Source organism: Pantoea sp. SOD02, from assembly GCF_024707505.1.
Classification (GTDB): domain Bacteria; phylum Pseudomonadota; class Gammaproteobacteria; order Enterobacterales; family Enterobacteriaceae; genus Pantoea; species Pantoea symbiotica.
The window spans coordinates 652,099-665,297 of the sequence record NZ_CP102604.1; the positions used below are offsets into that span (position 1 = coordinate 652,099).

A 13,199-nucleotide genomic window follows, 5' to 3' on the forward strand; every position below is an offset into this window, starting at 1 on the left:
ATTAATTGATACAGCCAGAACGCGGCACTGTCTCTGTCCCTGCCGCCAGCATTTTCCCATTGAGCAAATAGAGTGATGACGTTGATACGCTGCCAGGATCAATATGCGGAAAAACGTAATCCTTAATGTCCTGATCGCTGCTATGGTCGGAAAGGCGGCGACTTTGGCTGACAACGGTCATTTCAAACTGATTATCGTGTACCTCGCCGGTGAAACGCAGTTCACGATTAACCGGCGTGGGTTTTGCGACTAAACCTTGTTGATTGAAATGAGAAATATTGCCGATAAATGTCATATGACCTTTGTTAAAACCATCCCGATAAGTGCGATACATGCCCCGCGTCATGGTGACATCTGAGTCCGAACGAATGTGGAAGAAAGAAACGGGAAAATCACACTGATCTTTCAGCGGTGAAACAGAGTACGCGCGCACCGCCATTCCGACTAAGGTGATGACAAATCCGGCAAGAAAAAGTAGCGAAAGCGGCGACTTAATAAATGCGGAAATAGTACGATTCACAGTCATTATTTGAATCCTGCAGCGGTTGTTGACAGGCAATTAGCCCTTGATGGTTTAAGCTTTTACTGCTGCCCAACGTGATATACAACACCTTAGCGGGTTTCACGTCTGGATGTGTTTCACTGGCATAGCGGGTATAAGTTTTCAGGGTTTCTTCGATCAATTGCGTCCAGTCACGTTTATCTTTTGGCACCTCAACATGCGTATTGGGTGGAATACCTTCGCCATACCAGGGAACATAGTCGATTCTGGTTGGCTTCAAAATAAACAGAGTATGCAGGAATAAGCTCACCACTAAGCCCGCAATAACGCCACCTGACAGCGCGAGAATCGCTTTGAACCCTTTGCCACGTTGCCGCACAACTTTAGCTAAAGCCGGTGCCTGAGACGGACGAGGAGCTGGTGCTGGCTGGCTCGTTGAATTGGGCGAAATGTGCAGCGGTTCTTCCGACTTCTTTTCCTCTTCAGGAGGCGGTGTAACGCCACTCTCACGCACGATTAAACGATAACCGCTGCGCGTTACCGCCAGCAGTGTGACATCATTTTGTATTTCCAAATCGTTGAGGGCGCGGCGCAATTTGTTGATCATGACGCGTACGCTATTGTCAGTGACTTCGACGCCAGAGCTGCGCCATCCTATGTCCATCAACTGTTCCTGGGACAGCACCTCTCCATTGGCCTCGGTCAAAGCATATAAACACAGACAGGCTGACGCGGGCAGGCTCACATACTTGCCATCGCTGAGTCGGGTTAGGGTTCTGGTTTGCGTATCCAGCGTAACGGACAATCCAATCGCAATGTTGTTGAGCATAGACAATTGATTCTTCTAATTAATAATGCGTAAGTACAGGCAATAATTGATTTTATTAATGCGTGTTAAGCGGTTCCTGTCATCTTGGGTTCAAGCGAGCCAGATTCTTAAGTGCGCCATGATTTTTTTCAACTCCCTTATCCTGGTCGTCATCATGCAATTAACATTGTTAATTTTAGTGGGCTAAAATTTATCTGCTGCCAAATGACCTGATTTCCGCAATTAATAAAGTTAACACTCGCTCTTCACGTTGTACACTCAAGCGATTATTGGCCCTGATTACTCTGTGGTTATTGCGGGTGAAGAGATAATAATGCGTGGGGATAAGGAGTTAGCATGGTAAGGACGATTGTCAGTAAGTATTTGCTTACCATTGGGAAGTTTATATTAGATGAGCGTGTTTTTTGGGCAAGTTGCTTATTATTTCAACGAGCGAGCTTAAGGTTAACAGTGGACTTTTAATATTAATTAATGTCCCAGAATTTGTTAAAACTGAAAATTAGGACAATCTTCCTTGAAAATTTTCTTATAACGTTAATTTCTGGAACTATTCTTCCGAGAAATAGCCGTTGAAGATTCATTGTCGCTAATGAATTTAACCGGGTCTCAGGACTGTAAAAATCTACTAGCAGGCGCAATTAAGACTGAATTTGTGATGAAAGGGCATGCTGCAGAAGTGCGCTGTTATTGGCGGTTTAACTGCTCTATTAATCATAAGGTTGAGTCTCTTCCCATAATAAAATAGTGCTGTAGTGACAGTGTCGTGCTGTCATGGTTCTTACAGGCGCTTATTCAATGTTAGTTACTTCAATACTGGTTGTTGTTTTTATCCTGCTGATGGGGTTAATTCAGTACGGAATAATCCCCCCTCTTATCAAATCGGAAAATGCCCGCTTACGCAGTCAGGTTGATGCCCTGGCGCACCAATTACGCACGCAGCTTGATCGTGTCGAAGCACAACAGCGCTCAATGACAGAAAACGTCGTGACGCTCAAAAGCTATGCACTCGACAAAGCGCTGCCGGAAGTCGGCGAGTTTGATGCCGGCCTTGAGCGCAATTTTTTCAATGCGTTGGTAAAAGAATTAGGCGAGCGGGTTGGTGGACGATTGTGGATTGTAGAGAATAATGGTCGCGTGGTGGGTGAAGCGGCAGAAGGGCCAAATTTGCAGTCGATGAATAATCTCGATCTGCCAATGGCAATGCCGTTGCGCACGTTACTCTCTCAGTCTGGCGATAAACTTAGGCAAGCACATTTCCGCACCGCTAGCGGTGAACATACCCTGATCGTGCAACCCATTTCTGAAACGCCATGGTTACTGGCGATTGATATCCCCTCCCGCCATTTAGGCGATCGTGTTGGCACGGTATTACATCGCCCGTGGCCGCTGGCAACGTTATTGTTAGTCTCGACGCTAACACTGCTGCGCAGTTTGCACCAACACACGTCTCGCTTGCATGAAGAGCTGCCCAGCTTGCTGCATCATCAGGATGCGACGATTCGCGATCAGAGTGCCCATTTACCCGCATTATTACAGGAGATCGCCGGGCAGGTTGGCACTCTGGCGGACGCGGCAAACACCATTGCGCAAAAAAATGAGCAACTGTTGTTGGCACCGGAAGTGAATGCCAATCGCGTGGCGATGCTAACTGAAAGTGCCTGCGGCATCGTACAGGGGATGCATGCGCTGCAGCAGGCTTCACTGCAAATGGCTGACAGTGCAGCCGCGTTGGTTCCGCTCTCTAGCCGTGCCTACAGCTATGCACTGCACGATGAAGAGGGCGTTTTTGCCGTCGAAGCCCGTAATTTAGCGCAACGCTGTGCGCGCTCTTCGAAGGAACTACGGGCGTTAATCACTGATGCGATGATGCAGGCACAAAATGGATTACCGGCTAATGGGCAGAGCAGTAATGTGCTGATTGAAGAGTTATATACCGTTGCGAATGCCTTAATGAAGCGTGCTAAAAGCTAGTCGACGTTAACCTTACCAATATCATCTTACGGCGCGATATATCGCGCCTTTTTTATATTCTACTTTTCTGCCTACCTAAACGCCTTGCCTGGTTTACCGGTGCGCATGAATACGTATCCTACATATAACCCACATCGTAGGGTCGCCATTCATGGCGACCGATCTACTTGCCATTAATTAGCCCTCATTAAACGAAAAAAAAGCCCTCCGAACAGGAGGGCAAACTTTCAGGATAACTCTGGTTATTATTATGGGCGTGGCACGGGAATCAGTAGTGCACCGACACTTCACTCATACTCTATTCATCGGAGAATTTAAAAATCACTAAAATATTTTTTGCAAAAAAAAGCCCTCCTGAGGAGGGCGAAGGCTGCACTGGCAATGCAGCCAAAAAAGTGAGGTGAAGAATCTATTGTTGTTATCAGCGCGGGATTAACGCAGCAGGCTCAGTACGTTCTGTGGAACCTGGTTCGCCTGAGACAGCACTGAAACGCCAGCCTGCTGCAGGATGTTTGCGCGGCTCATCGCAGAAACTTCAACCGAGAAGTCAGCATCCTGAATACGTGAACGTGCTTCAGTGGTGTTGATGACGGTGGTGTTGAGGTTAGCGATGATTGAGCTGAAACGGTTCTGAATCGCACCCAGGTCAGCCTGGAAGTTGGTCACCTGAGTCAGCGCGCCATCCAGTTTCTCCAGCAGGTTGTCGCCGGTCGCGATTTTAGTCACTTCGTGTGCATCACGTGCAGCAGCATCAGCAACGTTAGTTGCATCGCCGTTAGCATCCAGCTCGAAGGACTTCACTGCACCGGTGCTGTCGATAGCGAAGTAAGCACCTGGCGTGTTGTCATCAGCAACAATTTTAATGCCGCTATCTTTCGCGCTGGCACCGAAAGCTGCCTGAGAAATGCTTTCCAGACGTGCTGCATCGAGGTCAAACTCTTTACCCGCAGCATCGCTCATCTTGCCGCCTTTAGCGACGTTAGTCAGATCGGTCAGAGTGCTTGGGCCGTTCAGCAGTACGTCGGCATCCAGATCGCTCAGAACTTCACCTTTAGTAACGTTTTTGACAACTGCCGGGTCAGTACCAGGGGTTGTGCCAAGCTCGAATTCTACTTCAACTTCAGTAATTTCTTTGGTCGCTTTGTTCTGGACGAAGAAACGCGCGTCAGCACCGGTGCCAACAGTAATGACATCAGCCTTTGTATTATCCAGAGCTGCATCGACGGCTTTTACAATCTTATCGTGTTCAGCTACCACAAGCTTAAAATCATCACCCAAGCCAACGTCAATTGTACCGGTACCTGCAGCAAGCGGATCACCCTTAGCAGTAAACTGCGAATCTTTCACCGCGATTGCGCTCTGCAGCTTAGCGAATTCAGCATCGAAATCATCCAGGCTCAGGGTTTCCAGGTCCATTTTAGTCAGGTCGATGTCGATGGTCTGGCCATCTTTGTCGCCGATCTGAATGGTCAGCTTGTCTTTAGAACCATCAAGCACGTTAACGCCGTTGAAGTTGGTGGTTTCAGAGATACGCTTGATTTCGTCCAGACGTGCAGTGATTTCTTTCTGGATTGATGCACGGTCGTCAGAAGAGTTGGTGCCGTTTTTCGCCTGAACAGTCAGTTCACGAATACGCTGTAAGTTCTCGGTCACTTCTTCCAGAGCACCTTCAGTAGTCTGCGCCAGTGAGATACCGTCGTTGGCGTTACGTGCTGCCTGAGTCAGGCCACGAATAGAAGAGGTGAAGCGGTTAGAGATCGCCAGGCCTGCTGCATCGTCTTTCGCGCTGTTGATTCGCATACCAGAAGAGAGGCGCTGAATAGCAGTACCCAAAGAAGTCTGAGATTTGTTCAGGTTGTTCTGAGCCATCAAGCTCAATGCGTTGGTATTAATGACCTGGGCCATGATAGATATCCTTTTAGCAAGTTAATGCTGCCTCAGCAGCCGTTGAAATATGCGTGAGTTGTTGCGCATACCCTATTCATCGGAGTTGCCAGGAATCACTGAAATATTTTTTTGAAGATATTTTAAAGCTGCGAATTAACGTCATTTGTGACGCTAAATATCGATATTATGGCTATCAATGCCGTAATAAGCGCACGCCTGTGCTTTTCCTCTTTAGCTTTATTGTTGCTGCTGGCGTAAAAAATTAAACTTAACGCCAAATATACCGATGGGATTCAATGTAACCCTCATTTATTCACTTACAGGAATTTGCATCATGGCGACGCCTATTTCAGGGCTTGGTGGTTCTGGGCTCGATATTCCCGCTCTGTTAGAGCAGATGAAAACCGCAGAGAGTAAAAAGCTCAATCCTTATTTACTTAAGCAAAGCAGTTTTAATGGCCAGGTTTCCTCCTGGGGCAAGATCTCCAGCTCGCTGGACTCTTTGAAGAGCAACCTTGGCAAACTCGAGGATGAAGGTTTTAACGGCGTGAGCATCGGCGATAACAAAGCCTTTAAAGCCACCGCCGGTAAAGGCGCGATTCCGAACAGCTATTCGGTGATTGTTGAGCAGTTAGCGAAATCGCACAAAATCGGCACGCCTGCTCAAGCCAGCAACAGCGATCAGTTAGGCAGTAATGCCGCAACGCGCACCCTGAATATCACCATCGGTGATGGCAAAACCATGGCGGTGGAGCTGAAGGACGACGAAACCTCACTAACGCAAGTCGCTAAAAAGATTAACGACAAAAACGGTGACGTTACTGCATCGGTAATGCCCGCTGAGAATGGACAGTTCCAGCTGGTGGTGACCTCGAAGAAAACCGGTTCAGATGGCGAGATCAAAATGGAGGTCACCGGCGACAGCAAGCTGGCTGACGTGCTTAATTACGATCCTAAAGTGCCTAACGATCCGGCTAACGGCGGGAATAAAAGTAGCGCCTATCAGATCAATGCCGCGCAAAACGCCATTTTAACCATTGATGGTGCCAAAGTTGAGCGCAGCTCCAACACCATCGCGGACGCTATTGAAGGCATTACCTTTGAACTGCGTGAAGTGTCCGAAAAAGACGACAATGGAGACTTGAAGCCAGAAACGCTGGCCGTCACCGCCGATACCTCCAAGGTAAAAAGCCTGATTGAAGATTTCGTCAAAATGTACAACAACTTCCTCAGCGCAGCAGGTACAGCCAGTGCTTACAGCGAGCCGGTAAAAGGTTCAAGCGGTGATCTCGCACAGCAGAATCCGGCCAACGGCGCGCTATTTGGTGATGGCACCTTACGTCGTCTGACCAGCCTGATGAAATCCACCGCAATGGGTAGTTATGGCGAAGCGGGCGATCTGTTCCAAACGCTGGGCAGCATTGGCATCACGGTGAAATTTGATGGTAATACCGGCGACGATCGCACCGGCACCTTGGGAAGCTTGTCGATTGATACCAAAAAACTGGATGCCGCGCTAAAAGACAATCCGAAAGAGATTGAAGGGTTGTTCCTCGGTAAAGATGGCAATCCCGGTATTAAAGCCGGTATGGAGGAGGTCTTCAAAAGCTACCTCGGTGACAGTGATAAAACGCCAAAAACCGAAGGCGCCATTGCCACTGCCATCAAAGGGCTGAAGGAGCAGGAGTCTCGCGTAGCTAAGCAGATCACGCGCATGGAGCAGCGTATTGAAGACAGCCTCAAGCGCAGCGAAAAAGAGTTCCTGCGTCTCGACCAGGCAATGACTGAAATGAACAGCATGAGCCAGCAACTGCAAGCCGCATTGCTTGGCATTATGGGCTAATCACCACTTAACCGGGCAGACATGCTGCCCGGCAGGATTTTATGATGTATACCAACAAGGGCAAAAGTGCCTACACCGCCGTTTCTCTCGATAGCCAGGTTGCTGGCGCCACGCCACATCAATTGATCACCATGCTCTTTGATGGCGCTATTAACGCGATGCGCCGTGCCGAAATCTATTTCCAACAAGGCAATATTGCGCGTCGTGGAGAGATGATTTCTCGCGCCATCAACATTATTGATAATGGCCTGCGTGCGGGATTAAATCATGAGGTTGGTGGGCAAATTCCGGCCGATCTTGAACGCCTGTACGAATATGTGTCGCGTAATTTGCTGGAAGCCAATCTAAATAAGTCTGGCGAAAAGCTGCCACAGTTAATCACCTTAATGGTGGAGATGGCAGAAACGTGGAAAGCCATCGACCCGCAAGGCCGGCAGGTGAGTCATGTCTGATGAGATGATTGAACAGTTGCTGGTTCGTAGCCAGCAATTGTTGATGCTGGCGCAGAATGAAAGCTGGGATGAATTCGTTGCAGGCGTGGAAAGTTATAGCCGGGATTTGAAACAATTGCGGCCACAGGAGATCAGCCATCTGATTAATCCTGATAATTTACAGCAGTTAATTACCCAGGATGCCGTTCTGCGTCAGCATATGCAAACTCGCCTTAATTCCCTCAGCGGTGATATGACCGCGATGCGTAAATCACGCCAATCCGCCCAAGCCTATAACGCCGTTTAGTTATCCCCCATTATTTCCCGTAGGGTCGCCATTCATGGCGACCTGATTTATTTCGCCCAATTTCAGGCAAAAAAAACTCGCCTCAAAAAGGCGAGTAAATAAACCAACGATGGTTCCAACTGACAGGTTAAATGCTGATGTTGTATTTTCTTCCGGTGGGAATCAGGCTGGACTCACCTGTTGAACCATACAATGTATTGGTATTTCCCACATGATCGACCACTTTCTGCATGTGCTGGTTTTTTTGCATATGGCTTTGCAGCAGTGTTTCAACTTTCTGATTCAGTGATTTGGTATTGCGTACCTTTTCGGTGACTTGCTGCCAACAGGTCATTAATTTTAATTGTGACTGATAAGGCGCTTCAATTGCTGACAACTGTTCCTGCTGGCGGCGCATTTCATCGTAATACTGGATGGTCGACAGCAGCTGGCTTTTATTATCTGTCAGCACTTGTAGCGAAACGGGATTAATTTGAGCGCGATTGAGTTGATTAACCTCTTCAATCATGATCGCCTCCAGTTCATCCAGAGACGTTTTCATTTGCGTCAGTATTGGGTACAGCTTGTCCATAACCTGGAAACGTCCTGCTATTAATGAAACTGAAAAATATCCTGCACCAATGCCTGAGCAATTTTAGTTGGCTCAAGCGGCAGTTCACCGGCTTCTAGTGCAGCGCGCATTTCGGCAACGCGTGCATGATCAATATCACGGCTGTCGTCGTTCTGAATCTTTTTGGTCAGGGTGCTCAGCGTGACGGAGCTTTTACTGTCGCTCTGCGTCGTTTGCGTCTGGCTCTCGGTTGAACCGGGGCGGGTACGCAGATCCTGGCTGGTTACTGGGCCAATCGGGTTAGTGGGTTGGGTGCTGTCAATCATCGTTCTTCCTCGGCATTCATGTCATTTCGCTCTCGCGTATACTTTTCTCATCGGTGATTCGCCAAAAAACTAAAATTATTATCGTAAAAAGATCATCACCTGACCGTCAGCGTCCACTTTTCCCTTTATTGTCTGACCGTTACGCGTCTGCACTTTCAGAGTGCCATCCACGGCTGCATTATTCAGCGCTTTGCCCTGCGAGCGAATACGGAAGCCATCGCCCACGGTGACCAGATCCACCGTTTGCCCTGCGTGCAGTTGCCACTGCTGGCGCAGCTGGTTTTGCAGTAAGGGTTTGCCGGCAGTAATGGCGCGCGTCAGGCGTTGACCGATTATGTGGCTGACATCAAAAACCAATCCGGCAGGCTGACCATCCAGGTTTCCGGTGACCGCTTCAATATCACTGCGTTGTAATACCGTGCCGCCGGGTAGATTCTGTTTAGCCACCCACCAGCGCCCTTGGGCACTGATGCGAATGGGCAAATAGTGTTTGCGCTTGCCACACTGAGCGATAGCGGTGCGTTTACCGGTTAACCGGTTATCGTTGCCTGCCAGGCTTAATTCCGGGTTGTCGCAGACGGCGGCGAGTTGAGTCGGTGTCGCCAGCAACTCGGCTGTGCGCACAATCCCATCATTCACGCTGGTTGAGCTCGTCAGCAACGCATCAAGCCGGACGTGCAAATGTTGCTCTGCGGAAGGTACCGCCGGAACGCTGGCCTGCAATCGCGTGGCATAACAGGCCAGCATGAATAATGGGAAAATAAAAAAAGAGTGCCTCATCTTGTTGCCTTATTTAAAACCGGATAAAGTGGCGCTCGCTATTCGCCGTGGTTAAATTATAAACGCGTTTGGTTATGATTTAATGCGTTAAATGGCGGCACTTTTGCAGCTATTAACCTCAATCGAATTTCCTCTTAATTAATTCCATTTCTAAATTCGCTAAAAGCGCTTATTTCTGTCGGCTCTTTGCAGTGTGATATTTCACCACTGCTGTCTACACTATCGCAGTTAAAATAAAGCGAGGCAGGAGTCAGCGTAGTGGTCAATAAACTTGATGACGCTTTCCGCTTTCAGCAGGAAGCGTTAGGTTTACTCTCACGCCGTCAGGATGTATTGGCATCCAATATTGCAAATGCCGATACGCCAGGATATCAGGCGCGAGATATCGATTTTTCACAGCAGTTAAAGCAGGCCATGGATAACTTATCTATGGCAAAACAATCAGTCTCACTGTCATTAACGTCCAATAAGCACATCGAAGGAAAATCGATGCCATTTGACGACGCGCAGCTGTTATATCGCGTGCCCGATCAGCCAAGTGCTGATGGTAATACCGTGGATATGGACCGCGAGCGTGTCAATTTTGCGGATAACGCCGTGAAATACCAGTCAGGGCTGACTTTCCTCGGTGCGGATATTAAGAAAATGATGACCGTGTTGAGTCAGGGGTAATACGAAATGTCGCTATTCAGCATATTTGATATTTCCGGTTCGGCCATGGCGGCCCAATCCCAGCGCCTCAATGTCAGTGCCAGCAATATGGCCAACTCCGACAGTGCGGTGGGGCCAGATGGTCAACCGTATCGCGCACGTCAGGTGGTGTTCTCGGTCGATCCCGCGGCCGGTCATGACATTGGTGGCGTCAAGGTCCGTGAAGTGGTGGAAAGCACCGAACCCGATCGTCTGGTGTATGAGCCCGGTAATCCGCTCGCGGATGGACAGGGTTATGTGCGCATGCCCAACGTCAATGTGGTGCACGAGATGGTCAACACCATTTCCGCATCGCGCAGCTATCAGGCCAACGTGGAAGTGATGAGCTCCGCTAAGACACTGATGCTGAAAACCTTAACTCTGGGTCAGTAAGGATTCATCACTATGGTTGCAGCAGTAAACAACAACAGCGGATCGGAAGATTACGGCAATGGCAGCAGCGCTGCCGATCTCACTGATAGCTTTATGAAGCTGTTAGTCGCGCAGATGCAGAATCAGGATCCCACCAATCCCATGGATAACAACCAGCTGACGGCACAGCTGGCGCAGTTCAATACCGCCGCGGGCGTTGAGAAGCTGAACACCACGGTGAACGGCGTGCAGGCCATGATGGCGCAGCTCGGCAGCATGAGTGCCTCATCCTGGGTAGGGCGTAGCGTGCTGATTGAGGGCGATCCGAAAGTCACCTTCAACAGCGGCATTGGCATTCAACAGGAAGGTGCAGACAGCGCTGAGAAGTTCAGCTTCCTGCTGGGCGGCGACGCCGACACCGTGACCGTGACCCTCACCGATGCTGAAGGCAATGCCTACACCTCTGAACTGAAGAATGTGAAGTCTGGCGTGAAGACTTACAGCCTGGACGATTTGCAGAACTTCCAGCCAGAACCTGGCCCGGCGCCGGACACCGAATACACCCTGACCTTCAAGGCCAATAACGTCGAAGGCGAAAGCCCTGAGGTTTCCGGCTTGATGCAGGAACAGGTGCAGGGCGTGACCATGACGGCGAACGGCGCGGTATTGCATCTGCTTAACCACGATCCGATCGGTATGGCCGATGTGGTTGTGATTCAAAAATAGTTATTACCTCTTCTTTGGAATTTTATTATGAGTTTTTCTCAAGGTCTCAGCGGCCTCAACGCGGCAGCCAAAGCGCTGGACGTGGTGGGCAACAACATCGCTAACTCACAAACCAGCGGTTTCAAAAGTGGTTCTATCGCCTTCGCCGATATCTTTGCCGGTTCAGTTGGCTTAGGTGTGCAGGTGGCGGGCGTTAGCCAGAACTTTGCAGACGGCGGTTTAAACTTTACCGGCCGCAACCTCGACATTGGTCTTCAGGGCAAAGGCTTTTTCCGTATGCAGAACGAGGGTGGTGGCGTGTTTTATGGCCGTAACGGCCAGTTCGATCTCGATGCTAACAGCAATATCATCAACAAAACTAACAACTTGTTCCTGACCGGTTATCAGGCTACTGGCACGCCGCCAACGATTCAGCCTGGCGCACCCGTTGGACCGATCCAGATCCCAACCGGCGATATGCCGCCAGCAGAGTCCACCACAGGTTCGGTCACCGGAAATCTGCAGGCCGATGACGACACGATCATCACGGTTGGATTCGATCACACCAAGCCGGAAACCTACAACTACACCAGTCAGGTTGAAGCAACGGATAGCTTGGGTAATAAGCACACCATCAAACTCTACTTCGTGCAGACTGCTGCTGGTACGTGGAAGGCTTACGCTCGAGACGAAACCTCGCCAGCTGTCGGTCCCGCGAGTGAGTTACCACTAAGCTTCGACGCCAACGGCAATATTGATATGCCGAGTGCCATCATCAATGTGAAGAGTAGCCGATATAATGGTGCTAATGCGTTGGATCTCGACATTGATCTCTCTGCCATCACCAAATACAGCGGTGACAGCACGATGAAGCTGAACGAGATCGATGGCCAGGCGCCGGGCAAATATCAGACGTTTACTGTCGGTGATAACGGTGAAGTGGTTGCTACTTACAGCAACGGTAAAAAGCAGACGATCGCCCAGATCGTGCTGGCAGACTTTGCCAATAGCGGTGGCCTGGCAGCAGAAGGCAATAACCTGTGGTCGGAGACGCCACAGTCGGGCCAACCGTTCCTCGGCACCTCCGGTTCCGGCAGCTTTGGCTCCGTTAAAGGGAGTTCACTGGAAGGTTCGAATGTTGATATGGGTGAGGAGATGGTCAACATGATCGTCTATCAGCGCAACTATCAGTCGAACTCGCAAACCATCAAAACCCAGTCTGAGCTACTCCAGACGCTGGTTAACCTGCGTTAAGGATAGCTGAATGGATCGCGCAATATACACCGCCCTGAGTGCCGCCAGTGCCTCAATGAACCGTCAGGCGGTCACCGCAAACAATCTGGCCAACAGCTCGACAGCTGGCTTTCGTGCCCAGCTGGCGGCTTTCCGCGCCGTGCCAATTCAGGGCGAAACCCTGCAAACCCGTGCGCTGGTGGCGGAATCCACGCCATTCCATGACAACACCATGGGACCGATCACGCATACCGGCCGCAGCCTGGATGTGGCACTGCCACAGAACGGTTGGCTGGCAGTGGCCTTGCCAGACGGCAGTGAGGGTTACACCCGCAACGGCACCATCGAAGTGGATAACGAAGGCGCCTTAAGTGTCGGCGGTAAGCCACTGATGGGCGATGGCGCGCCACTGACCATTCCGCCACAGGCCAACGTCACCATTGCCGCCGACGGCACAATTTCAGCGCTGGGTGCGGGTGATGATCCAACCGCAGTCGTGCCGGTGGGGCGTTTGAAGATGGTTAATGCGGACATGGCGGATTTACTGCACGGCGATGACGGTGTGTTCCGCGCCGCAGCAGGGAATGCGCTGGCGCAGGACGACACGCTGCGTCTCAGCCCGGAAGCGCTGGAAGGCAGCAACGTCAGCCCGGTGAAAGCCATGACCGAGATGATCGCTAACTCACGCGGCTTCGAGATGAACATGAAGGTGATTCGCAGCGCCGACGAGAATGCCCAGAAGGCCAACCAGTTATTGAGCGTGGGCTAATCGC

The 13,199-nt window shown here is 50.2% G+C and carries 15 protein-coding genes; 9 read left to right on the forward strand and 6 right to left on the reverse strand.

All coding sequences use genetic code 11. The features are described from left to right. Nucleotide 1 precedes the first annotated feature (1 nt). Together NR302_RS02950 and NR302_RS02955 are read right to left on the reverse strand one after the other, a co-directional pair. Entirely contained in the window at nt 2–526 is a 525-nt protein-coding gene (locus NR302_RS02950) for a hypothetical protein (protein WP_258144516.1), read from the reverse strand. Next, nucleotides 492–1,331: a transcriptional regulator gene (locus NR302_RS02955; RefSeq protein ID WP_258144518.1), complete on the reverse strand. Its 840-nt coding sequence runs from the start codon at nt 1,329–1,331 to the stop codon at nt 492–494. Before NR302_RS02955 ends, NR302_RS02950 begins: the two co-directional genes overlap by 35 nt. A 969-nt stretch (nt 1,332–2,300) precedes the next feature. Between NR302_RS02955 and NR302_RS02960 the strand changes: the two genes are divergently transcribed. After that, nucleotides 2,301–3,302: a methyl-accepting chemotaxis protein gene (locus tag NR302_RS02960; protein ID WP_258144520.1), complete on the forward strand. Its 1,002-nt coding sequence runs from the start codon at nt 2,301–2,303 to the stop codon at nt 3,300–3,302. A gap of 432 nt (nt 3,303–3,734) precedes the next feature. Here NR302_RS02960 and NR302_RS02965 read toward each other — a convergent pair whose 3' ends face one another. Beyond that, on the reverse strand, nt 3,735–5,207 hold the full coding sequence (locus NR302_RS02965) for a flagellin (RefSeq protein ID WP_258144521.1): 1,473 nt from the start codon (nt 5,205–5,207) through the stop codon (nt 3,735–3,737). Nucleotides 5,208–5,523: 316 nt separating this feature from the next. Between NR302_RS02965 and fliD the strand changes: the two genes are divergently transcribed. The 3 genes from fliD to NR302_RS02980 are packed head-to-tail and all read left to right on the forward strand — an operon-like array spanning nt 5,524 to nt 7,770. After that, a complete protein-coding gene (fliD, locus tag NR302_RS02970) occupies nt 5,524–7,032 on the forward strand; it encodes a flagellar filament capping protein FliD (RefSeq protein WP_258144522.1) in 1,509 nt (502 codons plus the stop codon). A 44-nt stretch (nt 7,033–7,076) separates the two neighbouring features. Further along, entirely contained in the window at nt 7,077–7,484 is a 408-nt protein-coding gene (gene fliS / locus NR302_RS02975; RefSeq protein ID WP_258145148.1) for a flagellar export chaperone FliS, read from the forward strand. Then, nucleotides 7,477–7,770, forward strand: a complete 294-nt coding sequence (locus NR302_RS02980; protein ID WP_258144523.1) for a flagellar protein FliT — start codon at nt 7,477–7,479, stop codon at nt 7,768–7,770. Before fliS ends, NR302_RS02980 begins: the two co-directional genes overlap by 8 nt. Nucleotides 7,771–7,897: 127 nt before the next feature. On the opposite strand, the gene NR302_RS02985 is transcribed toward NR302_RS02980, so the two are convergent. The 3 genes from NR302_RS02985 to flgA form a co-directional block, all read right to left on the reverse strand. Further along, entirely contained in the window at nt 7,898–8,341 is a 444-nt protein-coding gene (locus NR302_RS02985) for a flagella synthesis protein FlgN (protein WP_258144525.1), read from the reverse strand. 20 nt (nt 8,342–8,361) lie between these two features. Beyond that, complete coding sequence (gene flgM / locus NR302_RS02990) at nt 8,362–8,646, reverse strand: flagellar biosynthesis anti-sigma factor FlgM (RefSeq protein WP_258144527.1); 285 nt, start codon at nt 8,644–8,646, stop codon at nt 8,362–8,364. Nucleotides 8,647–8,724: 78 nt separating this feature from the next. After that, entirely contained in the window at nt 8,725–9,426 is a 702-nt protein-coding gene (gene flgA, locus NR302_RS02995; protein ID WP_258144528.1) for a flagellar basal body P-ring formation chaperone FlgA, read from the reverse strand. Nucleotides 9,427–9,684: 258 nt separating this feature from the next. On the opposite strand from flgA, the gene flgB reads away from it, so the two are divergent. Genes flgB through NR302_RS03020 form a run of 5 tightly spaced genes read left to right on the forward strand, consistent with a single transcriptional unit; the run spans nt 9,685 to nt 13,195 of the window. Continuing rightward, nucleotides 9,685–10,098, forward strand: a complete 414-nt coding sequence (flgB, locus tag NR302_RS03000) for a flagellar basal body rod protein FlgB (RefSeq protein WP_258144529.1) — start codon at nt 9,685–9,687, stop codon at nt 10,096–10,098. A gap of 6 nt (nt 10,099–10,104) precedes the next feature. Further along, a complete protein-coding gene (flgC, locus tag NR302_RS03005; protein WP_258144530.1) occupies nt 10,105–10,509 on the forward strand; it encodes a flagellar basal body rod protein FlgC in 405 nt (134 codons plus the stop codon). A 12-nt stretch (nt 10,510–10,521) separates the two neighbouring features. Next, on the forward strand, nt 10,522–11,214 hold the full coding sequence (locus tag NR302_RS03010; protein WP_258144532.1) for a flagellar hook assembly protein FlgD: 693 nt from the start codon (nt 10,522–10,524) through the stop codon (nt 11,212–11,214). 27 nt (nt 11,215–11,241) lie between these two features. Further along, the gene (flgE, locus tag NR302_RS03015) at nt 11,242–12,447 is read left to right on the forward strand and encodes a flagellar hook protein FlgE (protein ID WP_258144533.1); all 1,206 of its coding nucleotides are present in this window, start codon (nt 11,242–11,244) and stop codon (nt 12,445–12,447) included. Nucleotides 12,448–12,457: 10 nt separating this feature from the next. Then, the gene (locus tag NR302_RS03020) at nt 12,458–13,195 is read left to right on the forward strand and encodes a flagellar basal body rod protein FlgF (RefSeq protein WP_258144534.1); all 738 of its coding nucleotides are present in this window, start codon (nt 12,458–12,460) and stop codon (nt 13,193–13,195) included. The last annotated feature ends 4 nt before the right edge of the window (nt 13,196–13,199 follow it).

Coding starts and splice junctions, on each gene's coding strand:
- NR302_RS02950 (WP_258144516.1), bottom strand. CDS start 526: ATGACTGTGAATCGTACTATTTCCGCATTTATTAAGTCGCCGCTTTCG.
- NR302_RS02955 (WP_258144518.1), bottom strand. CDS start 1,331: ATGCTCAACAACATTGCGATTGGATTGTCCGTTACGCTGGATACGCAA.
- NR302_RS02960 (WP_258144520.1), top strand. CDS start 2,301: ATGACAGAAAACGTCGTGACGCTCAAAAGCTATGCACTCGACAAAGCG.
- NR302_RS02965 (WP_258144521.1), bottom strand. CDS start 5,207: ATGGCCCAGGTCATTAATACCAACGCATTGAGCTTGATGGCTCAGAAC.
- fliD (WP_258144522.1), top strand. CDS start 5,524: ATGGCGACGCCTATTTCAGGGCTTGGTGGTTCTGGGCTCGATATTCCC.
- fliS (WP_258145148.1), top strand. CDS start 7,077: ATGTATACCAACAAGGGCAAAAGTGCCTACACCGCCGTTTCTCTCGAT.
- NR302_RS02980 (WP_258144523.1), top strand. CDS start 7,477: ATGTCTGATGAGATGATTGAACAGTTGCTGGTTCGTAGCCAGCAATTG.
- NR302_RS02985 (WP_258144525.1), bottom strand. CDS start 8,341: ATGGACAAGCTGTACCCAATACTGACGCAAATGAAAACGTCTCTGGAT.
- flgM (WP_258144527.1), bottom strand. CDS start 8,646: ATGATTGACAGCACCCAACCCACTAACCCGATTGGCCCAGTAACCAGC.
- flgA (WP_258144528.1), bottom strand. CDS start 9,426: ATGAGGCACTCTTTTTTTATTTTCCCATTATTCATGCTGGCCTGTTAT.
- flgC (WP_258144530.1), top strand. CDS start 10,105: ATGTCGCTATTCAGCATATTTGATATTTCCGGTTCGGCCATGGCGGCC.
- NR302_RS03010 (WP_258144532.1), top strand. CDS start 10,522: ATGGTTGCAGCAGTAAACAACAACAGCGGATCGGAAGATTACGGCAAT.
- flgE (WP_258144533.1), top strand. CDS start 11,242: ATGAGTTTTTCTCAAGGTCTCAGCGGCCTCAACGCGGCAGCCAAAGCG.
- NR302_RS03020 (WP_258144534.1), top strand. CDS start 12,458: ATGGATCGCGCAATATACACCGCCCTGAGTGCCGCCAGTGCCTCAATG.